The following is a 21,808-nucleotide window of genomic DNA, read 5'->3' as shown; positions in this document are numbered from 1 at the left end:
CTTAATGGTTGCTTAGTGCTGTCTTAACCTCGTGGAAATATTGAAATACTGATTAATTATACACCATTCGGGGTGTAGCGTAGCCCGGTCATCGCGCCTGCTTTGGGAGCAGGAGGTCGCAGGTTCGAATCCTGCCACCCCGACTTTTTATTGTTAATAACCCTTTACGGGCTCGTAGCTCAGCTGGATAGAGCACCTCCCTTCTAAGGAGGCGGTCATAGGTTCGAATCCTATCGGGCTCACATCAAATCTCCTCTCGAAGGAGATTTTTTGTTTATAACAAGATTATGAAATACAACTTCATCTGCACCGATATTGACGGAACACTACTCAACAAAGATCGGGAACTTTCACCCTGCACCATCCAAGAATTGAAACGCATTAAAGATACAGCTCCGATAATTCTAATTTCGTCTCGAATGCCTAAAGCTATGAGGCATCTTCAAAAGGAACTAGGTATCGAACACTTACCCTTAATTGCCTACAATGGCGGATTAATTCTTGACGGAAACAATGTTTTAGAAAGTACAGACATCTCTGTGAATATAATTTCAGAAGTAGTTTCAAATTGTAAAAACACTAGCATTCATCTTAGCCTTTATCATAATGACGAATGGTTTGTTCCAGAAATGGATTATTGGGCGAATCGAGAAGCAAATAACACCAAGGTAACCCCTACTGTGCGTGCTCTACAAGAAACTCTTATAGATTGGAAAAATAGCAATAAAGGCGCCCATAAAATTATGTGCATGGGAGAAGAATCTGAGATTAGCGCATTATACAGCGCACTCGAAACAAAATTCCCTAACGACTTAAGTTTGTACCGGTCGAAACCAACCTACATTGAAATTGCAAACAAGAAGATTTCAAAAGAAACAGCTATTTATAAATTACTACAAGAATGTTATCCTAACCAAAAAATAGAACATGTTATCGCCTTTGGAGATAATTACAATGATATTGAAATGCTGAAGGCTGTTGGTATGGGCGTGGCTGTAAAAAATGCTAAAAACGAAGTGCTAGCCATAGCTAATGATATTACCGAGAGTAATATTGATGATGGCGTCGCATTATCTATACAGAAATATTTTGAGTAATTATTCGGGGTATTCTACTCGTAAATGATAAATATTATTCAGTTTCTTTTTAAGTACCTTTTTAATAGTCTGAATTTCTTTAAACGTAATATTTGCATTTAGAAATTGTCCTTGCTCCATTTGTCCATCAATAATCTTTTCAACAAACATATCAATCTTTGAAGAAGTTGGCTCTTTTAAACTTTTACTTGCCGCCTCAACACTATCGGCCATCATTAGGATTGCAGTTTCTTTAGAAAATGGCATTGGTCCAGGATATCTGAAATCATTCTCATCCACTTCTCCATTTTTTTCTTTTTCTCTTTTATAGAAATAATACACAAGACTTGTTCCGTGGTGGGTTCTTATAAAATCGATTACCCGATCTGGAAGGTTATTTTTTCTGGCAGTTTCCACCCCGTTTATTACATGGTCGATAATAATCTGCGCACTTTCTTTAGGATCTAATTCGTTATGAGAATTGATAGAGTTTACTTGATTTTCAGTAAAAAAAGTAGGGTTTGTCATCTTACCAATATCATGATACAAGGCCCCTACCCTTACTAACATGGCATTAGCGCCAATTTCATTAGCGGCTGCCTCAGCTAAATTGGCAACATTTAGTGAGTGGTGAAATGTTCCTGGTGCTTTGTTAGAAAGTTCTTTCAATAATTTAGAATTCGTATCACTTAATTCTAACAGAGACACATCAGAAACGAGTCCGAAGATCTTTTCGTAAAAATAGATCAACGGATGCGCAAATAGCGTTGCTAGTCCAGATAGCACAAAATACCCGAACGTTTCCCAATGCAACACTTGTATATTTCCTTCTTGAATTAAGAAAAAGGCAAAATATCCAATGATGTATATAATAGTAATTTGTCCTACAGAAATAAATAAGTTCGCCCGTTTGTATAGTTCTGAAACTGTTAAAATCGTTACAATTCCTGCAATAATCTGAAGGAACATATATTCGAAACTATTAGGCACTACAAAACCTAATAATAGAATCGTAAGCACATGAACAAAAAGTCCTAGTCTGGGATCGAAAAAAGCTTTTAGAATAAGCGGTAAAATACAAAGTGGAACCACATACACATATTTCGCATCTAATTTCACTACGATGGTAGTTAGAAACACCATGAGAAAAATATTGAAGAAAATAAAGGTCACTTTCGTATTATTATAAAAGATCTCTGGGCGGTATTTTTTTAGAAAAAGAAACAACATTAAAAACACAAGCATCACTAACATGGAGTAGCCAATCATGAGCCAGTAATAGTTCGACTGACTCCAGACCTGGGACTGGTATTCGGCCTTTAAGGAGTTTAAAATTTGAAATTTATCTCCTTCTACTACCTCTCCCTTTGCAACAATTCGCCCACCTTTTTCGATGATTCCTCGATTTGGGTTTATTGCATTTATTTCAGCTTCAATTGCAGCTTCTGTAAGTTTTACATTCAATGAAACATTGGGTTGAATGGTACGAGCCAAAATTTTCTGAAGTAATTCGCGAACTTCAATAGCATTATTATTAGTGACTGCAGTATTAACTCGTTTTTTTAAATTCTCTAACCTAAATAATTGGGTGTAGGTGATCTCCTCTATTTCATTTCCTTTTTTAAGATATATTAAACGATCTCCAGAATAGGAGTAAATAGCGTCTACCACACCTTTTGTGTAAACATCTTCAATAACTATATTACCAATGCGTTGTACGGCTGTTTCAGAAATAGCAAACAAGCTATCTACATAAACTTCATTTAAAATTTCATTAAAAGAAGCTCTTGAATCTGTTACAATATCTACATCAAAATCAAAATAGGGAATAGCATTCGCGCGAATAGCTTCTTGTTCTTTCTGCAGGGTTTCTGTTTCCTTTTTTATAGTAAAACTAAACGGAGCGTAAAGATTCTCGTATTGCCAAGGCTTTCCTTTCTGAAAATTATATTTAAACTGTCCCCCCTTAGGAAGCATGTAAATAATTAGAAATGTTGCCGCTATAAAAAGAAACGCTTTGTAAATAAGCGATTGATTCCTAGATAAAAATAATAAGAGTTGTTGCATACAAATCGTTAGAAAAGTAAAGGTATGTTAAACGAGGCATTATTCCCAAACCCAACCCTTCGAATCGTTGATAATTCACTTTAAAATATGTAATTTTGCATTCGTTTTAAAATTCAAATATCATAATCTCATGAGTAAAAAAGTCGTAATAGTAGCTGCAGCAAGAACCCCTATAGGAAGTTTTATGGGAAGTTTATCTTCTTTAACTGCCGTACAACTTGGTAGCGCTGCCATTAAAGGAGCACTTAATAAAATCGATTTGGATCCAAGTTTAGTTCAAGAGGTTTTTATGGGCAATGTGGTACAAGCAGGTGTAGGGCAAGCCCCAGCAAGACAAGCTGCAATGAGTGCAGGAATTCCAGACACAGTTCCTTGTACGACTATAAATAAGGTGTGTGCTTCTGGTATGAAAGCTGTTATGAACGCGGCTCAAGCTATTGCTTTAGGAGATGCCGAGGTAGTTGTTGCTGGAGGAATGGAAAGCATGAGTAATATCCCTCATTATGTACATATGAGACAAGGAACCAAATTTGGTCCTGCTACATTAATAGATGGAATGCAAAAAGATGGATTAGTAGATGCATACGATCACAATGCCATGGGAACTTGTGCAGATCTTTGTGCTACAGAGCACAATTTTTCAAGAGAAGATCAAGATGCATTTGCAATACAATCGTATAACCGTTCTGCCCAAGCTTGGGCTGACGGAAAATTTAAAAACGAAGTGATTCCCGTTGAAGTACCACAACGACGCGGAGAACCAGTTGTAGTTTCTGAAGATGAAGAATATAAGAATGTGAAAATGGAAAAAATTCCATCGCTTCGTCCCGCTTTTACTAAAGAAGGAACTGTAACAGCTGCTAACGCTTCTACAATTAATGATGGTGCCGGAGCAATGATCTTAATGAGCGAAGACAAAGCAAAAGAACTTGGACTTACTCCATTAGCATCTATAAAAGGATATGCGGATGCTGCCCACGAGCCTAAATGGTTTACGACAGCTCCATCTAAAGCACTACCTAAAGCATTAGCAAAAGCAGGAGTATCTCAAGAGGAAGTAGATTTTTTCGAATTTAATGAAGCTTTTTCGGTGGTTGGATTAGCAAACATGAAACTCCTTGGTTTAAACGATTCGAATGTTAATGTAAATGGAGGTGCTGTATCTTTAGGACACCCACTAGGTTGCAGTGGAGTACGTATTTTAATTACATTATTGAACGTACTACAACAAAACGACGCAAAATTAGGTGCTGCAGCAATTTGTAACGGTGGCGGTGGTGCTTCTGCTATGGTAATTGAACGTAACTAAATAAGACTTTTCCTAAAAAATGAAATACGGGATTTGTCCTCTTAGTATTGTTCCTATGCGCGCCGAAGCTGCAGACACCAGTGAAATGGTTACACAGGTCTTGTATGGAGAGCAATTTAAAGTATTGGAATCCCGCAAAAAGTGGAGTCGTATTCGATTACATTTCGATGGTTATGAAGGATGGATCGACAATAAACAGTTTCAATTTATTTCTGAAGAAGACGATAGGTTATTTATAAATCAAGGCAATAAATTAGCTTCAGATTTAGTTGATTTTATTACTACTTCGGAAGGTCATTTGCTTTCAGTTTGTTTAGGAAGCACTGTTTCAGCTTCTACTTATTTGTCACATTCTTTTGAAGGTAAATTTATTTCTGAAACTTTTCCGAAGCAACATATATTAGACACTGCACTTCTCTATTTAAATTCTCCCTACTTGTGGGGTGGAAAGACGCCCTTCGGAATCGATTGTAGTGGGTTTACACAAATGGTTTATAAATTGAATGGCCACAAATTATTAAGGGATGCCAGTCAACAGGCCACACAAGGGGAAGCTTTAAGTTTTATTGAAGAGAGCGAACCTGGTGATCTTGCTTTTTTTGATAATTCAGAAGGTGTTATCACTCACGTGGGAATTATCATGGCTGATCATTACATCATTCATGCTCACGGTAAAGTGCGAATAGATCGCCTAGACCATTCAGGAATATTTAATATAGAAACAAATACACACACACATAAATTACGCGTAATTAAACGTATTGTATAAAAAAACCTTCAACTGTTATGTTGAAGGTCTTTAAGTTTATAGAAAAGCGAAACCTATTGGCCGCCTTCCAACTCTTGAAGTTTTGTTTTCATTGTTTTGAACTTATCATCCATATTTAACTGAGTATAAATATTCATGAGTGTTCTTACTACTTCTACATTATCGGGCTGTAACGCTAATGATTTCTCAAGATATGGTAAAACATCGGCATACATGTCTTTACGCTGTTGTTTAAGCGTATCATATTTTTTGTTATCTGCAGCGGAAGTTCCTAATTCATTCATTTGTTTAACAATTTCCTCTTCAGCAGATAATTTTGCTACAGCAATATTGATTAGCGCCGCACTATAATCTGGCTTAATTTCGAGCGCTTTTTCATAAAACTCAATCGCTTTTTCTGTATCACCGATCTCCATACTTCCAACAGCTAGGTTAAATAAAGTATCTGGATTATCTGGTTCAGCCTGCATTACTTCGTTCATAAGTTCGTTGTAGCGTTGTTTATCACCCATTTTATAAACCATATCTGCTTCAGCTTTAATAAGCGAAATATCATCTGGGTTCTCAGCACGTGCTTTTTGCATTAACTCAATAGCCTTATCTTCTTGTCCAAGTTCTTGGTAAAGTAGGGTGGCATTTTTAAGTATTTCCCCTGCATTAGACGCAGTTTTTCTGGTCTCAGGCTTAATAAATTGTCCAGTTTTCAGCATTAAAGAACGTTCATTCTCTGAAGCAAAAGGCTCTACTTCTCCCGTTTCTTTATTAGTAGCTACAAATTCGGTGGTTACTCCTGTGTACCCTAGGTCCATCAATTTTGTGTAATACGTTAAAGCAGTATTATAATCTTTTGCATTTACTGCATTACCTGCGGCATAGTATAAATACACGGTATCTTGCTTACTAATGGTATAACCAGTATATAATTTTTTTGCGGCAGCTTCAAATTGTTGAGCATCTTGATCTTTAATCGCACTATTAATTAATTTAGATTTAAGATTAAAGGTCCCTTCTGAAATTTCATTAGCATAACTATTAGCGCTATCCATTTCTGAAGCTTTCAAAAATGAGTCGGCAGCCATCTGAAGTTTTTCATAGTTACTTCCCGCTGTATTAAGTTGAGCCGTTCCTTTTGCAATATAGAATTCAGTCTTAAGATCTGCATCTGCAGTACCAATCATGGATTCTGCTGCACTTAATTGTGCCATCGCTTCAGTATAATCTCCAGATTTATTCGCTTTTTGTGCTTTCTTAATTTCTTTTTTCTGTGCAAAAGTTAGCGTAGAAACAAGCATCATTCCAGCTAAAAAAATTGATTTTTTCATTACAAGTGTTTTTTAATTTTTATTCGTTGTTTTCTGTGTTTTCTTCGTTAATATCAAGAGTAGTGCCATCTTCATTTAAAACTTCCGCTTCTTCATCTTCATGAACTACTTTTGCAACAGCTGCAATAGCATCGTTTTCTCTAACCTTAATTAGTCTAACACCTTGCGTAGCTCGACCCATTACTCTTAAATCTGCAACTTCCATACGAATGGCAATTCCCGATTTATTAATAATCATAAGGTCATCGTTATCGTTTACATTCTTGATAGTCACTAATTTACCAGTTTTTTCCGTAACATTTATAGTTTTAACTCCTTTTCCACCACGGTTGGTAATTCGATAATCTTCTATACTAGAACGTTTTCCATAACCGCCTTCTGAAACTACTAAAATATCAGATTCTTCATCGTTAATAGCGATCATTCCTACTACCTCATCATCATCACTTCCCAGCGTAATTCCTCTTACACCCGAAGCGTTTCTTCCCATAGGACGAGTTTTTTCTTCCTCGAAACGAATTGCTTTACCAGAACGAACCGCCAACATTACTTGACTATCACCACGAGTTAATTTCGCTTCTAGTAGTTCATCGTTGTCTTTAATTGTAATAGCATTAATACCGTTGGTTCTCGGTCTTGAATACTGCTCTAATGGAGTTTTCTTAACCTGTCCTTTTTTAGTAGCCATAATTACGTAACGGCTATTAACATACTCTTCGTCTTTTAGATCCTGTGTACATATAAAAGCCATCACTTTGTCGTCTGGCTCAATATTTATAAGGTTTTGAATGGCTCTACCTTTAGATTGTCGACTTCCTTCTGGAATTTCGAAAACACGCATCCAGAAACATTTTCCTTTTTGGGTAAAGAACAACATATACTGGTGATTGGTACCCACAAACATATGCTCTAAGAAATCTTCGTTACGGGTTGATGATGCTTTTTGACCTACTCCTCCTCTATTTTGAGTTTTATATTCTGTAAGAGAAGTACGTTTAATATATCCGGCATGTGATATCGTTAATACCACTTGCTCATCGGGAATAAGGTCGGTAATACTAACATCGCCTCCTGCATATTCAATAGTAGAGCGACGTTCATCACCATACTTATTTTTTATTTCTGCTAACTCTTCTTTTATAATTTCCATTCTCCGCTCTTTTCTAGCAAGAATATCTTCATAATCAGCAATCGTATTCATTAACTCGTCGTACTCTGAACGCAATTTGTCTTGCTCTAACCCTGTTAATTGGCGGAGTCGCATTTCAACAATTGCTTTGGCTTGTATTTCTGAAAGATCGAACGTTTTAATTAAAGTTTCCCTTGCTTCATCTGCATTCGAAGAGGCCCGAATCAATCGAATTACTTCATCAATATTATCTGAAGCAATAATAAGACCTTCAAGAATATGAGCTCGCTCTTTTGCTTTCCGAAGTAAATATTCGGTACGACGCACCACCACCTCATGGCGGTGTTCCACGAAGTAATGAATTAATTGCTTTAAATTAAGCATTTGAGGTCTTCCCTTAACTAAGGCAATGTTATTTACACTAAAACTGGACTGTAATGATGTATATTTATAAAGCGTATTGAGTACAATATTAGGGATGGCATCTCTTTTAAGAATGTATACAATCCGCATTCCTTTACGATCACTTTCATCACGAATATTTGCGATTCCCTCAATCTTCTTTTCGTTGACAAGATCCGCAGTCTTTTTAATCATATCAGCTTTATTTACCTGATATGGAATTTCAGAAACAATAATACATTCTCTTCCGTTAACTTCTTCGAATCGGGCTTTCGCACGCATCACGACACGGCCTCTTCCTGTATGAAATGCATCTTTAACACCATCGTACCCGTAAATAATTCCTCCAGTAGGAAAATCGGGTGCTTTAATGTGTTGCATTAATTCATCGATCTCAATTTCATTATTATCAATATACGCCATCGTACCATCGATTACCTCTGTAAGGTTGTGAGGTGGCATATTGGTAGCCATTCCTACTGCAATTCCAGAGGCACCATTAATTAAAAGTCCCGGTACTCTTGTAGGAAGTACTGTTGGTTCTTTTAAAGTATCATCGAAGTTAAGTTGATGGTCTACGGTTTCTTTATCGATATCGGCTAGCATATCTTCCGATATTTTCTGCATACGGGCTTCTGTATAACGCATTGCTGCCGGACTATCACCATCGATAGACCCAAAGTTTCCTTGTCCATCAACCAACATATATCGCAAGCTCCATTCTTGTGCCATACGCACCATCGCATCGTACACGGAAGTATCTCCATGCGGGTGATACTTACCCAGTACTTCACCTACGATTCTTGCTGATTTTTTATGAGCTCCGGTTGCCCGGATTCCTAATTCGTGCATTCCAAACAAAACCCGTCTATGAACAGGCTTCATACCATCACGTACATCTGGCAGTGCTCGTGACACAATGACGGACATTGAATAATCGATGTACGCCGATTTCATTTCATCTTCAATGTTGATAGGGATCAATTTTTCACCTTCAGCCATAAAATATATACTTTAATTATAGTTATCAATCTAATGAAGCAATATACACTATTTTGAAGGTTTGAAAGCCCATTATTACATGCGTTATTCACGAATTTATTAACAAATAATGCCTCCAAAAACGTTAATAAGTATCTGCCATTATATTTTGTGAAATGCAAGTTTTTTTGTCCTTTTACTACTTACGTTAAGAAAGAGGAATAGTTTTTGCCCTAATTAAGGTAAATTTACTATTTTACAACGCACAGGAACTTACCTTATGGATGATAATTTTTCCCCCAGAGTAAAAGATGTAATCGCTTACAGCAAAGAAGAAGCCTTGCGGTTAGGTCACGATTTTATAGGCACCGAACATTTAATGTTGGGGCTCTTACGTGATGGTAACGGCAAAGCAGTAACAATTTTAAATGCGCTGGATGTAGATTTAAATCATTTACGTAGAAAAGTAGAAATACTAAGCCCTGCCAACCCTAGCGGTGGTATTGGGACAAACGATAAAAAGAACTTACATTTAACTCGTCAGGCTGAACGCGCTTTAAAAACAACATTTTTAGAAGCGAAATTGTTTCAGAGTTCTTCGATTAATACTGCACATTTGTTGTTGTGTATTCTTCGAAATGAAAACGACCCTACTACAAAGCTTTTAAATAAAATGAAAGTAGATTACGACGGTGTTAAAGATCAATTTAAACTTATGATTGCAAACGATGATGATTATATAGACAGCCCATCGGCTGAGTCTTTTTCAAACGACGATGACACAGGCGGTGAAGATGCTAACAAAGACAATCTTTTTGCTAGCTCCACAGGAGGCAAAACTAACAAGAAATCGAAGACTCCTGTATTAGATAACTTCGGAAGAGACCTTACCGCACAAGCTGAAGACGGAAAACTAGATCCAGTAGTAGGACGTGAAGCAGAAATACAACGCGTTTCTCAAATCCTTAGCCGTAGAAAAAAGAACAACCCGCTACTTATTGGTGAGCCCGGAGTGGGTAAATCGGCTATTGCGGAAGGACTGGCACTACGAATCGTTCAACGAAAAGTTTCTCGTATTCTTTACGATAAACGTGTGGTAACGTTAGATCTTGCAAGCCTTGTAGCAGGTACAAAATACAGAGGTCAGTTCGAAGAACGCATGAAAGCGGTGATGAATGAACTTGAAAAGAACGATGATATCATCCTCTTTATTGATGAAATACACACCATCGTTGGAGCTGGTGGAGCAACTGGATCACTGGATGCTTCAAACATGTTCAAGCCTGCTTTAGCACGTGGAGAAATTCAATGCATCGGGGCAACCACTTTAGATGAATACCGACAGTATATCGAAAAAGATGGTGCTTTAGAACGACGTTTTCAGAAGGTATTGGTAGAACCTACTTCGGTAGAGGAAACTATTGAGATACTTCAAAATATAAAAGATAAGTACGAAACGCACCATAATGTTCAATATACAGACGAAGCATTAAAAGCATGTGTGAAGTTAACGAATCGATATATGACAGAACGTTTTCTTCCAGACAAGGCTATCGACGCTTTAGACGAAGCAGGGTCGCGTGTACACATAACAAATATTCATGTACCGGCCAAAATTTTAGAGATCGAAGGAAAACTAGAAGAAGTTCGCGAGCTTAAAAATTCTGTTGTGAAAAAACAGAAATACGAAGAAGCGGCTAAACTTAGAGATGACGAAAAGAATCTAGAAAAAGAATTAGCAACTGCCCAAGAAGCTTGGGAAGCCGACGCTAAAGAACACAAAGAAACCGTTAGTGAAGAAAATGTAGCGGAGGTAGTTTCTATGATGACAGGAGTTCCTGTGAATAGAATTGCTCAAACCGAAAGCAATAAATTAGCAGAATTACCCCAACTTATTAAGGGAAAAGTGATTGGTCAAGATGAAGCTGTTTCGAAAGTGGTAAAAGCCATGCAACGAAATCGTGCTGGATTAAAAGACCCTAACAAACCCATTGGTTCTTTTATTTTCTTAGGTCAAACAGGTGTAGGTAAAACACAACTTGCAAAAGTTTTAGCGAGAGAATTGTTTGATTCTGAAAGTGCGTTAGTACGTATCGACATGAGTGAGTACATGGAGAAATTTGCTATTTCAAGATTGGTTGGAGCACCTCCAGGATATGTTGGGTATGAAGAAGGAGGACAATTAACCGAAAAAATTCGACGCAAGCCTTATGCTGTTGTATTATTGGATGAGATCGAAAAAGCACATCCCGACGTTTTTAATATGTTATTACAAGTGTTGGATGATGGGTATTTAACAGACAGTTTAGGTCGTAAGATCGATTTTAGAAATACAATTATTATAATGACCTCGAACATAGGAGCTCGTAAATTGAAAGATTTCGGACAAGGGGTTGGTTTTGGTACTACCGCAAGAGCAAGTCAAGTAGATGCGAATGCAAAAAGTATTATCGAAAATGCCTTGAAAAAAGCATTTGCTCCCGAATTCTTAAATCGTGTAGATGATGTTATGGTGTTTAATCCACTAGAACGAGAAGACATTCATAAAATTATCGATATCGAGTTAGATCAATTGTTTCTTAGAATTAAAGATCTTGGATACGATCTTAAATTAACCGATAAGGCGAAAGATTACATTGCCGACAAAGGATTTGATAAGGACTATGGAGCAAGACCTTTAAAACGGGCGATTCAGAAATATATTGAAGATGCGCTTGCTGAAGAGATTATTAATTCTAATCTTCAAGAAGGAGATACCATTACGATGGATCTCGATGAAAAGTCGAACGAATTAACAATTAAAATTAAAAAGCAAAAGAAAACGACCGAGTCGTAAAAGATTTATTCGTTTTAAAATGCATATAATAAGACTGGGAGATATATTATCTTCCGGTCTTTTTTTATCCTTATCCTAATTACCCTATTTTTAACAAAACGTAATTTTAAATTACTATAACCTTCAAAAACCAGATTCAGAAAAAAGCAAATTCAGAAAACTGAAACTATAATTCAAAAAGCTATATTTACAGCCTCAACTTAATATCCCCACAAGTGCATAAAACAATACAAGTAGATTTCGGTATTATCGAAATTCATAATTTTTATGTTATTGCAACGATTAATGAAGGCGTTGTATTAACCAATGATTTAAGTTATGAAATTATTCAACATGCAGTAGAACATTTTCAAGACGCCCCATTTGTTTACATCACCAATCGAATTCATTCTTATTCGGTAGATCCAAGTGTTTACATAATGACCAACGACATTAAAAACCTTAAAGGCTTCGGAGTTGTTTCTCCACATGTGTTGGCGAGAGACAATGCGACATTTGAAAAAAATTTTTTAAATAAAGAATTTGAAATCTTTAAAACCCTCGACGAAGCTATTGAATGGGCTCGTAATCTTATTTTTAGTGCCAACTTATAATATACTTGCAGGCCCTATCGTGTGATTATTTTAAAGATTTTCGTTTTATTCTTAGTGCCTTTTACCAACATGAAATAAACACTATCTCTCCAACCTTCAGAAGATATGGTTATTGTTGAAGTAGAATCATATTTTTTAGACAGTAAAGACCTACCTTGAAGATCGTAAATTGATAGCTGTTTAACAGCTAATGCATTTCTAATATATATGGATCCATCATAATTATAAATTTCTATCTCGGGAAACAATTCTTCCTCCTCCGCTTCCAATATATTCGGATTACAAGTTTCAATTCGCTCTGTGTTAGAATAAATATTTTCACCATCTGCAAATGAACAACATACTGCTCCAACTCCATCAAAATTTGGTTCACCTCCAGGAGCATTAATTAATGACAATGAACCAACACCTTCAATCCATACGGCATTCCAAGAACTAGTTGTATTTTCAGGAGATGGTGAAAAATAAAAATGTTTATAAAAATTTCCGTCTGTTAAAGGCTGTATTTCAATGCTAGTAAGAGTAAACATCCCTCCATTTTCTGGAAATGGGGATATAGGATTAAACATTTCTATTTCCTCCCCCACCTCTAAAGAAAAGTCATATAAAAGGTATTCTCTTAAAGAATTATTTATAATAGTTGTTAGGTAAACTTTTCTTTGGGAAATATCTTCTCGAAATAAAAAATTTCTAGCTATATAATGATGACCATCAAGAATTTTATAGCTTTTATTATTAACAATAGTATCTCCGTCAGTGAAATAAGTATCTACAAGATCGCAATCTCCTTGAAAGCAATTCAAAAACTGCCATTCATTTAATTCAGAAAACATGGGGCGGTAATTTTGAGCAACTCCTGTACTATAAAATAAAACTATTAATACGAATCCAATATGTTTTTTCATAACTATTAATTAAACATCAAATCGGTATCTATAGAAAGGCTCTGAAGAAATCCGATAGCAGCGTGAATGTCGTTTGCTAATAATCTGTCTTCAGCTACAAAGGGTACTGCTTCTCTAAAGCTAGCTACAAAAGATTCTACAAAAGGAGAGGATTTTTTAGGTGCCCTAAACGCTAATGCTTGAGAGGCATTCATAAGTTCAATAGCTAAAATAGTTTCAATATTTTCAATAACTCGAAGGCATTTTGTTGCTCCATTAGCTCCCATGCTCACATGATCTTCTTGTCCGTTACTGGAAACGATAGAATCTACCGAAGAGGGAGTTGCTAATTGTTTGTTCTGACTTACAATGCTTGCAGCGGTGTATTGTGGAATCATGAATCCACTATTTAAACCAGGGTTATTAACTAAAAAATCTGGAAGACCTCGTAACCCAGAAACTAATTGATACGTCCTTCGTTCAGATATATTCCCTAATTCAGCCATGGCGATTGACATATAATCTAGTGCAAGCGCAAGAGGTTGTCCATGAAAGTTACCTCCAGAAATTATTTCATCTTCCGCAATAAAAATATTTGGATTATCGGTTACCGAGTTAATTTCAGTCTTAAAAGTTTTACTCACAAAATTTATCGTGTCTTTGGTAGCACCATGAACCTGTGGTATGCAACGAAACGAATAAGGATCTTGCACGCTCATTTTTTCTGAAACTCCCAACTCACTTCCTTCTAAAAATGTACGCATTTGCTCGGCTGTTCTAACTTGACCACTATGGGGACGCACCATGTGTACTAAGGGATTAAAAGGACTCATGTTACAATCGAATGCATCTACCGAAACTGCGCCAATAAGATCTGCTAAGTATGACAATTTATAGCTTTGAAGTAAAATATAAACCCCATATGCACTCATAAACTGTGTTCCATTAAGTAGCGCCAATCCTTCTTTAGCTTGAAGTACTATAGGCTCCCAATTGTATTTTTTTAAAATTTCTTCGGAAGCAATAATTTCATCCTCCACGTACACCTCCCCTTTTCCTAATAACGGAAGGGCCAAATGGGCTAAAGGAGCTAGGTCTCCAGACGCTCCTAAACTTCCCTGTGAATAGACTACAGGAAGAATATCGTTATTATAAAGGTCGACCAATCGTTGTACCGTTTCAAGTTGCACCCCACTATTTCCATAACTAAGCGATTGAATCTTCAGTAGCAACATGAGCTTCACAATATGTTTTGGCACATATTCTCCAGTACCACAAGCATGCGACATGACTAAATTTTCTTGAAGCTTCGAGAGGTTTTCAGAAGATATTTTTACATTACATAGAGACCCAAAGCCGGTATTAATTCCGTAGATAGGTGTATCGTTAGTCTTTATTTTTTCGGCTAAATAATTTCTCGATTTCTTAATATTAAGTATTGCCTCTTCAGAAAGTTCAAGTTTAACATCATGTTCTCGAATGTGCTTAATTGCCGTAAGGGTAAGAATTTCTGTACTTATATAATGAGTATCTTGCATTGTTTCATTGTTTGGAACGTAAAAATACAATTTCTTGTTTAGGTTTTATTTATATTTACTAAGACCTTATCAACTTAAGTAGAATCTAAAACTCCAACCATGAAAAATTTATTTCTATTGGCATTGACCCTCACAATATTCTCTTGTGAACAACCAAAACAACCCGAGTATGTAATTTTTAATGGTACTATTAAAAATAGTGTTGCCGAAGAGGCCATATTAAGTGGCAAGGGGTTTAAAACTACATTACCTATTTCTACGGAAGGGAAATTTACCGATACATTAGATATAGAAAGAAACGGATATTACGATCTTTATATTAATAGAGAACGTACGGCTGTCTACCTTGAAAAAGGAAAGCACGTTACAGTTACTTTAGATGCTTTTAAGTTTGATGAAAGTCTTATCTATGGAGGTTCTCTTGCTCCTGAAAATAATTATCTAGCCGCTAAGTTTTTAATGGATGAAAAATTTAATGACTTCGAAACATTATATAAAATGGAGCCTGCTCTTTTTTCTGAAGCATTATCTGCACAAAATGAACGTTACGATAGTCTTTTAAAAGCGAGTAACATAAAGAATAAAACATTTCTAAATATGGAGCAAAACGAAAATAAATTTGCCCATGCTACCAATCTAGAATCGTATGAAGAATACCATATGCATTTCACAAAAAAGGAAAACTTTGCAGTACCTCCTCAATTTTATGAAAAATTAAAAGACATTAATTACAGCGACACTACACTATTTCGATCCTCGGTTGCCTATCAAAGTCTTTTGAGCACACATTACGGTAGGATTGCTGCACAAAAAACAAAAAAAGACAGTACCCTAGGACCGGCAAAAAGCTTTTTAACCACGATCGACTCTAATTTGCCAGATGGATTTGCGAAAGATAAATTAATGACCGATTATCTTCGCTTCGGATTAAAATCCGATGATGAACTAGAAGAACTATTTAGTATATATAAAAATAGTAATCCTTCGGAAGAAAATCTTGCAATACTCACCGAACGGTATAATAAATTAAAAACCCTAACCAGAGGCAATGTATCGCCAGAATTTAATTACGAAAATCACAAAGGGGGCACGACATCATTAACCGATCTAAAAGGAAAGTATGTGTATATAGATGTCTGGGCGACTTGGTGTGGACCATGCATTAGAGAGATCCCTTCCTTACAAGAAGTTGAAGAAGCGTATTCTGGCAAAAATGTGGCCTTTGTAAGTATATCGATCGATGTGCCTAAAGACTATGAAACATGGAAAAGCATGGTTTCAGAAAAAGAATTGGGCGGCATTCAATTGTTGGCAGATAATAATTGGAAATCTAAATTTGTTCAAGATTATGGTATTCAAGGAATTCCAAGATTTATTCTTTTAGATCCCGAAGGAAACATTGTATCTGCAGATGCACCAAGACCTTCCGACACGAATTTACGGATATTATTAGATGGTCTAATTTAAGTATGCCATAGCAAAGAATGAATTATATAAGCAGAAAAGAAGCTCTTAAAGACCCCATATTTGCATCCTTTATAGCTGGTTGGCAGTATACGCAACATCCAAATAATAGCGGTATTTCTGAAGATGAAGAGCAATATAATGAGGAAGTTATTTCCTTCAAAAAAATTACAGACGAACCTGTAACACAAGAGTTTAAACTGCTATCTCAAATCGTGATTGATGCACCGCAAGATACCGACGAAATAGTATTTATAAGTACTGTAATAACGTTATTTGTTGAACAGCATAATAGTGAACTTATATTTATTCCTTTTTTTAAAACTTCTTGGTTTCAAGAAGACATTGCAACGTATCATCCTGAAACCAAAATAGCATACCATAACTTTAAAACCCATATTGGAAAAGAAAATTACAAAAGAGGAATTGTAGTTTCAAATCCAGTAGAATTACAAAAACTACTTCCAGATTATTTCAACTTGGTGCAAGGAAACTATTATGGTTTTAATTTCTTTTATTCAGAAACATTAAAAACAGTATTATCATTTCATTATTCAGGTCAATTGTTATTCTACGTGTTTAAAGAAGAATCTATAAAAAAGATCGAAACATTTATAACTAATAATAAATTGCTTTTAAATGAAACACAAACTTTTTATTCGAGCTAACATCAACACATTGCTACAAAATTAGAAATGGATCCCTGTAGTAAAATTTAAGAATTATGAAAACAACTCCCGAACACAACGAACGCATTGCTACAATGACCTTCTCTTCTGTATATCCACATTACGTCACTAAAGTGGAAAAGAAGGGAAGAACCCAAGAAGAATTACATCAAGTCATCGAATGGCTCACTGGATATGATGAAGAAAAACTCAACGAATTAATTCATAACAAAGTGACCTTTAAGACATTTTTTGAAAATGCTACACTGCATCCAAATGCACACTTAATTAAAGGTGTTATCTGTGGGTATCGCATCGAAGAGTTACAGAATTCGTTAACAAGACAAGTTCGCTATTTAGATAAATTAGTAGATGAACTTGCCAAAGGACGTAAAATGGAAAAAATACTACGTGCAGAATAGTTTATCCATCTTATTTTTCACATTGCTTTAAATTTATTGTTGCTGCTCCCCTCCTGGCACTGGGTCTTTAGCAAACAGTTCAATATACGCATCTCCAAGCGTATCGGCTATATCTGAAGCCATCACTGCTTCGAAACTAATTTGTTGTGACACGATATTTCCTGCGCTACCATGAAGGTATACTCCAAAAACCGAGGCTAACAACGGATCGTATCCTTGCGATAACAATCCAGTGATCACGCCCGAGAGCACATCTCCACTTCCTGCAGTTGCCATTCCGGGGTTTCCGGTCGAATTAATATACACCATATCTCCAAAAATAGTCATGGTATTTGCTCCTTTAATAAGAACTACAACTTCATATTTTTCAGAGAACTTTTTTGTTTTTTCAATTTTATCGAAGTCGTTTTTCCAATCGCCTATAAGACGTTTTAATTCTCCGGGATGTGGAGTTAACACCGATTGCTTCGGAAGGACCTTTAGCAGCGATTCATTTTCAGAAATACAATTTAAAGCATCGGCATCGATCACCATGGGTGCTTTTGCTTCAGAAAAAAGCTTTTGTAATGCTGCGACTGTTTCTTTTTTGGTACCGATTCCCATTCCTACTCCAATGGCTGCAACTTCAATGTCGAATTCAATGTTCGTGATAAGATCGTCCTCCTTATCGGTAAGTGTCATCGCTTCGGGTATTGCGGTTTGAACGATCTGATAGCCGCATTCTGGCACAAAACACGTAACAAGCCCCGCTCCTATTCGAAATGCCGCTTTTGACGAAAGTATTGCCGCCCCCATTTTCCCATAGCTTCCCGCTATAATGAGCGCATGACCAAATGTACCTTTGTGATCGTATTTTTTTCGTTGTCTGTAAAATTGTTGCGCCTGTGGTTTTAGAATTAATTGCGCTAGTGGTTCTGTAGTATGTAAAAATTCTGGATCAAGTCCAATATCTAAAGCTTCAAAATATGGGGCATATTTTCCAGTTTCGGGTAAAAAGAAAGAAAACTTTGGAGCTTGAAATGTAAGCACATGGTTCGCTTCTACCACCGCATCAAAATCTTCAGTTGCCGTATCTGCATACATTCCGCTAGGCATATCGATAGATAGTGTAAAAGATTCCGAAGTATTTATGTGTTGAATTAGTTTCTTTACCCAGCCCTCTGGTGATCGATTTAAACCAATGCCAAAAAGAGCATCAATCACGATATCTTTTTTATTAATCTGTGGAAAATCTTCTTCCGAAGTCATTAAAACAGGCCATTTCTTGCTTATACTTTTAACCTTATCGTAATTTACAAGAAAGCATTTAGAACGTTTGTCTGTAAAATTTGCAACGTATATCGTAACACTATAACCGTTTTCAATTAATAGTCTTCCTACAACCAAACCATCTCCCCCATTATTCCCAATTCCGCAAAAAATATGAATTGGAACAGGAGCACCTTGCAAGCGTTGATGCAACCAATTAAAAATTTGTGAACCAGCACGCTCCATTAAATCTAACGAAGTAATTTCATGTTTTTTGGTAGTGACTTTATCGGCTTGATGTAACTGTTCAGCAGAAAAAATTTTCATAAATAAAAAGACATTTTAAAAGTTGAAAAATAAACCTTGAGAAAAAAATTAAAAATAATTTTCTATAACATGGCTCTTTTCAGTAAAAATAATACATTTACTACAAGACATCTATGAAAAAGAAACTTTTACATACCACGCAACTATATCTCACCTCCTGCTGGGTTGAAAATTCTTATTGTTCTACAGGTACCCCTTGGGGGTCATAATTTTATATATCGTCGGTATCATGTTTTTCTATTCTGAAAAACTTTCTATTTATTCTATTGATTCAAAATATATTATATGCGTGTTTTAAAATTTGGCGGTACTTCTGTAGGTACCATTGCAAGTCTTCGGAATGTTCTCTCTATTGTTGAAAAAGCATCGAAGGAAGATCGTTTAATCGTAGTAGTTTCTGCATTTGGTGGCGTTACAGATCAATTACTGAAGGCGGGGTTGTTAGCTTCAAAGAACGATCCTAGTTTTAATTCGGTCTTCGACGCTATTAAAAGAAGACATCTCGAAGTAGCCACTGCATTTGGGATTGAAGAAGAAACTACCTCGAAACTATATAGCTATCTCTCTGAACTTGAAGATATGTTAAGGGGTATATACTATATTAATGAACTATCAGAAAAAACAACCAATCGCTTATGTGCTTATGGAGAATTGTGCTCTTCGTTGCTTATTACCGAAGCTATGAAATTGGAAGGCTTATCGGTAAATAGAAAGAATGCCACAGAATTAATTATTACCTCTAATGGAAAATCAAAACAAACCATTCGATATGCCGCAACTAACGCTAATATTACCTCCTACTTTCAAACTTCTTCGGAACGCATCACAGTACTCCCTGGTTTTGTAGCTGCTACTGAAACAGGAGAACTCACTACGCTTGGAAGAGGCGGGTCCGATTATTCAGCGGCCATTCTCGCGGCGGGTGTTGCAGCTTCCGAAGTTCAGATCTGGACCGATGTAAGTGGAATGTTTACGGCAAATCCGAAACTGGTAAAACAAGCCCGTCCAATTGCTACGATTTCGTATCAAGAAGCCATGGAATTATCTCATTTTGGAGCCAAAGTACTGTATCCTCCAACGATTGTTCCAGTGATGTTGCGACGAATTCCTATTCAGATAAAAAACACCTTTTCTCCCGAAGCTGCAGGGACCCTCATTACCCATGAAGGAACGGAACGAACCTTATCCGTTAGCGGATTAACAAATATAGATTCCATCTCATTAATCACGCTGGAAGGAACCGGAATTGTAGGCATACCTGGAATTTCTAAACGGTTATTTGAAACACTATCACAACAATCGATCAATGTAATTCTTATCACGCAGGCCTCTAGTGAACACAGTATTTGCGTAGGTATTTTAGACAATGAAGCAAGTTTTGCTAAGCAAGCGATCGACTCAGAATTTGAAAATGAGATTCAACTCGAAAAAATGCAACCCTTATTGGTAGAAACAAACCTTTCTATAATAGCATTAGTGGGTGACAATATGAAGAACCATCAGGGCATCAGCGGTAAAATGTTCAGCACGCTTGGAAAAAACAACATAAACATCCGAGCGATTGCTCAGGGGGCGAGTGAAAAGAATATTTCGGCCGTTATTGCTTCCAAAGATGTAAAGAAAGCATTAAATGCGTTGCACGAGCGATTTTTTGAAGACCAGCGAAAACAGCTTAATTTGTACATCGCAGGAGTTGGTAATGTTGGTGGCAAATTAATTAATCAGATCACGCAGCAAAAACAATATTTAAAGGAGAAACTCAATTTAAACATTCGAGTGATCGGAATTACAAACTCGCGGAAAATGCATTTTAATACCGATGGAATCTCTTTAAAAGACCATAAAACACTCTTAGAAGTTGAGGGGGTATTAGCAGACATGGATGTATTTATTAAAAATGCAATTTCTTTAAACAAACGCAACAGTATATTTGTAGATGTTACGGCAAGCGATTTAGTGGCAGCGAGTTACTCTAAGTTTCTTAAACAAAGCATTGCGGTGGTTGCCTGCAATAAAATCGCATGTTCTTCAGATTATGAAAACTACCGCAACCTAAAAGAATTATCTACAAAATACAACGCTCCGTTCTTATTTGAGACTAACGTTGGTGCCGGCTTGCCTATTATTGATACCCTAGCTAACTTAATGGCATCGGGTGATGAGATCACCTCCATTGAAGCCGTACTTTCAGGAAGTTTGAATTTTGTATTTAATAATTTTAAGAAAGAAGCAACATTCCACGACACAGTAAAACAAGCTCAGGCAGAAGGATATACAGAACCGGATCCACGTATTGACCTGAGCGGGATTGACGTCGCTCGAAAAATACTCATTTTAGCCCGCGAGAGCGGAATGGAGATGAATTTAGAAGAGGTAATTAACAAACCGTTTTTAACCGAAGAAAACCTGAACAGCAGTTCTGTTTCCCATTTTTATGAAACCCTTAAAAAGGACGAAGCTTATTTTCAGAAAATATTAGGGAAAGCTCAAAAAAAAGGGGCGCAATTAAAATACGTAGCGCAACTGAAAGATGGTAAAGCCAGTGTAGGATTAGAAGAAATCCCAGAAGGACATCCTTTTTATAATCTTGAAGGAAAAGATAACATCGTCCTGTTCTACACGAAACGGTATCATGAACAACCCCTTATTATTAAGGGCGCAGGTGCCGGAGGAGAAGTTACAGCCTCTGGATTGTTCTCAGATATTATTCGCATGCGAACGTACTAATAAAAGACTAATAAAAATCACAATCGCACTAGTGTATTCAATTGCA

General features: G+C 36.5%; 15 protein-coding genes and 2 tRNA genes. 11 read left to right on the top strand and 6 right to left on the bottom strand.

Annotated features, from left to right (window positions below; genetic code table 11):
- The first annotated feature begins 68 nt into the window (after window positions 1-68).
- From ULVI_RS10535 to ULVI_RS10525, 3 genes are all read left to right on the top strand, one after another.
- Window positions 69-143, top strand: a tRNA-Pro gene (locus ULVI_RS10535).
- Window positions 144-168: 25 nt separating this feature from the next.
- Window positions 169-242: transfer RNA gene (locus ULVI_RS10530), tRNA-Arg, on the top strand.
- Between the two features lie 45 nt (window positions 243-287).
- Window positions 288-1,097: a Cof-type HAD-IIB family hydrolase gene (locus tag ULVI_RS10525; RefSeq protein ID WP_068592530.1), complete on the top strand. Its 810-nt coding sequence runs from the start codon at window positions 288-290 to the stop codon at window positions 1,095-1,097.
- Here ULVI_RS10525 and ULVI_RS10520 read toward each other — a convergent pair whose 3' ends face one another.
- The gene (locus tag ULVI_RS10520) at window positions 1,098-3,143 is read right to left on the bottom strand and encodes an HD family phosphohydrolase (RefSeq protein ID WP_068592528.1); all 2,046 of its coding nucleotides are present in this window, start codon (window positions 3,141-3,143) and stop codon (window positions 1,098-1,100) included.
- Window positions 3,144-3,273: 130 nt separating this feature from the next.
- Here ULVI_RS10520 and ULVI_RS10515 point away from each other — a divergent pair, with 130 nt between their 5' ends.
- Window positions 3,274-4,452 (top strand): acetyl-CoA C-acyltransferase, encoded by a 1,179-nt coding sequence (locus ULVI_RS10515; RefSeq protein ID WP_068592526.1) that lies wholly within the window; start codon window positions 3,274-3,276, stop codon window positions 4,450-4,452.
- 19 nt (window positions 4,453-4,471) lie between these two features.
- Window positions 4,472-5,221 carry a C40 family peptidase gene (locus ULVI_RS10510; RefSeq protein ID WP_068592525.1) on the top strand — a complete coding sequence of 250 codons (750 nt, stop codon included), beginning with the start codon at window positions 4,472-4,474 and terminating at the stop codon, window positions 5,219-5,221.
- A gap of 53 nt (window positions 5,222-5,274) precedes the next feature.
- Here the strand turns inward: ULVI_RS10510 and ULVI_RS10505 are convergent, their stop codons facing one another.
- A complete protein-coding gene (locus ULVI_RS10505; RefSeq protein WP_068592522.1) occupies window positions 5,275-6,543 on the bottom strand; it encodes a tetratricopeptide repeat protein in 1,269 nt (422 codons plus the stop codon).
- 19 nt (window positions 6,544-6,562) lie between these two features.
- Window positions 6,563-9,076 carry a DNA gyrase subunit A gene (gene gyrA / locus ULVI_RS10500; RefSeq protein WP_068592520.1) on the bottom strand — a complete coding sequence of 838 codons (2,514 nt, stop codon included), beginning with the start codon at window positions 9,074-9,076 and terminating at the stop codon, window positions 6,563-6,565.
- A 259-nt stretch (window positions 9,077-9,335) separates the two neighbouring features.
- Here gyrA and ULVI_RS10495 point away from each other — a divergent pair, with 259 nt between their 5' ends.
- Together ULVI_RS10495 and ULVI_RS10490 are read left to right on the top strand one after the other, a co-directional pair.
- On the top strand, window positions 9,336-11,891 hold the full coding sequence (locus tag ULVI_RS10495) for an ATP-dependent Clp protease ATP-binding subunit (RefSeq protein ID WP_068592518.1): 2,556 nt from the start codon (window positions 9,336-9,338) through the stop codon (window positions 11,889-11,891).
- A gap of 215 nt (window positions 11,892-12,106) precedes the next feature.
- Window positions 12,107-12,484, top strand: coding sequence for a hypothetical protein (locus tag ULVI_RS10490; RefSeq protein ID WP_068592515.1), 378 nt, complete (start codon window positions 12,107-12,109; stop codon window positions 12,482-12,484).
- 14 nt (window positions 12,485-12,498) lie between these two features.
- On the opposite strand, the gene ULVI_RS10485 is transcribed toward ULVI_RS10490, so the two are convergent.
- Window positions 12,499-13,389 carry a T9SS type A sorting domain-containing protein gene (locus tag ULVI_RS10485; protein ID WP_068592513.1) on the bottom strand — a complete coding sequence of 297 codons (891 nt, stop codon included), beginning with the start codon at window positions 13,387-13,389 and terminating at the stop codon, window positions 12,499-12,501.
- A 5-nt stretch (window positions 13,390-13,394) separates the two neighbouring features.
- Window positions 13,395-14,906 (bottom strand): histidine ammonia-lyase, encoded by a 1,512-nt coding sequence (hutH, locus tag ULVI_RS10480; RefSeq protein ID WP_068592511.1) that lies wholly within the window; start codon window positions 14,904-14,906, stop codon window positions 13,395-13,397.
- Window positions 14,907-15,005: 99 nt separating this feature from the next.
- On the opposite strand from hutH, the gene ULVI_RS10475 reads away from it, so the two are divergent.
- Genes ULVI_RS10475 through ULVI_RS10465 form a run of 3 tightly spaced genes read left to right on the top strand, consistent with a single transcriptional unit; the run spans window position 15,006 to window position 17,460 of the window.
- Complete coding sequence (locus ULVI_RS10475; RefSeq protein ID WP_068592509.1) at window positions 15,006-16,373, top strand: TlpA family protein disulfide reductase; 1,368 nt, start codon at window positions 15,006-15,008, stop codon at window positions 16,371-16,373.
- A gap of 17 nt (window positions 16,374-16,390) precedes the next feature.
- Window positions 16,391-17,038, top strand: a complete 648-nt coding sequence (locus ULVI_RS10470; protein WP_068592507.1) for a hypothetical protein — start codon at window positions 16,391-16,393, stop codon at window positions 17,036-17,038.
- 56 nt (window positions 17,039-17,094) lie between these two features.
- Window positions 17,095-17,460: a DUF2200 domain-containing protein gene (locus ULVI_RS10465; RefSeq protein WP_068592505.1), complete on the top strand. Its 366-nt coding sequence runs from the start codon at window positions 17,095-17,097 to the stop codon at window positions 17,458-17,460.
- Between the two features lie 33 nt (window positions 17,461-17,493).
- Here the strand turns inward: ULVI_RS10465 and ULVI_RS10460 are convergent, their stop codons facing one another.
- Complete coding sequence (locus tag ULVI_RS10460) at window positions 17,494-19,035, bottom strand: bifunctional ADP-dependent NAD(P)H-hydrate dehydratase/NAD(P)H-hydrate epimerase (protein WP_068592503.1); 1,542 nt, start codon at window positions 19,033-19,035, stop codon at window positions 17,494-17,496.
- A gap of 285 nt (window positions 19,036-19,320) precedes the next feature.
- Between ULVI_RS10460 and thrA the strand changes: the two genes are divergently transcribed.
- Entirely contained in the window at window positions 19,321-21,762 is a 2,442-nt protein-coding gene (gene thrA / locus ULVI_RS10455) for a bifunctional aspartate kinase/homoserine dehydrogenase I (RefSeq protein ID WP_068592501.1), read from the top strand.
- The last annotated feature ends 46 nt before the right edge of the window (window positions 21,763-21,808 follow it).

It is taken from the genome of Cochleicola gelatinilyticus (assembly GCF_001637325.1).
GTDB lineage: Bacteria > Bacteroidota > Bacteroidia > Flavobacteriales > Flavobacteriaceae > Cochleicola > Cochleicola gelatinilyticus.
The sequence above is the reverse complement of the archived record's forward strand: the minus strand, read 5'-3'. Positions and strand labels throughout refer to the sequence as shown.

Coding starts and splice junctions, on each gene's coding strand:
- ULVI_RS10525 (WP_068592530.1), top strand. CDS start 288: ATGAAATACAACTTCATCTGCACCGATATTGACGGAACACTACTCAAC.
- ULVI_RS10520 (WP_068592528.1), bottom strand. CDS start 3,143: ATGCAACAACTCTTATTATTTTTATCTAGGAATCAATCGCTTATTTAC.
- ULVI_RS10515 (WP_068592526.1), top strand. CDS start 3,274: ATGAGTAAAAAAGTCGTAATAGTAGCTGCAGCAAGAACCCCTATAGGA.
- ULVI_RS10510 (WP_068592525.1), top strand. CDS start 4,472: ATGAAATACGGGATTTGTCCTCTTAGTATTGTTCCTATGCGCGCCGAA.
- ULVI_RS10505 (WP_068592522.1), bottom strand. CDS start 6,543: ATGAAAAAATCAATTTTTTTAGCTGGAATGATGCTTGTTTCTACGCTA.
- gyrA (WP_068592520.1), bottom strand. CDS start 9,076: ATGGCTGAAGGTGAAAAATTGATCCCTATCAACATTGAAGATGAAATG.
- ULVI_RS10495 (WP_068592518.1), top strand. CDS start 9,336: ATGGATGATAATTTTTCCCCCAGAGTAAAAGATGTAATCGCTTACAGC.
- ULVI_RS10485 (WP_068592513.1), bottom strand. CDS start 13,389: ATGAAAAAACATATTGGATTCGTATTAATAGTTTTATTTTATAGTACA.
- hutH (WP_068592511.1), bottom strand. CDS start 14,906: ATGCAAGATACTCATTATATAAGTACAGAAATTCTTACCCTTACGGCA.
- ULVI_RS10475 (WP_068592509.1), top strand. CDS start 15,006: ATGAAAAATTTATTTCTATTGGCATTGACCCTCACAATATTCTCTTGT.
- ULVI_RS10470 (WP_068592507.1), top strand. CDS start 16,391: ATGAATTATATAAGCAGAAAAGAAGCTCTTAAAGACCCCATATTTGCA.
- ULVI_RS10465 (WP_068592505.1), top strand. CDS start 17,095: ATGAAAACAACTCCCGAACACAACGAACGCATTGCTACAATGACCTTC.
- ULVI_RS10460 (WP_068592503.1), bottom strand. CDS start 19,035: ATGAAAATTTTTTCTGCTGAACAGTTACATCAAGCCGATAAAGTCACT.
- thrA (WP_068592501.1), top strand. CDS start 19,321: ATGCGTGTTTTAAAATTTGGCGGTACTTCTGTAGGTACCATTGCAAGT.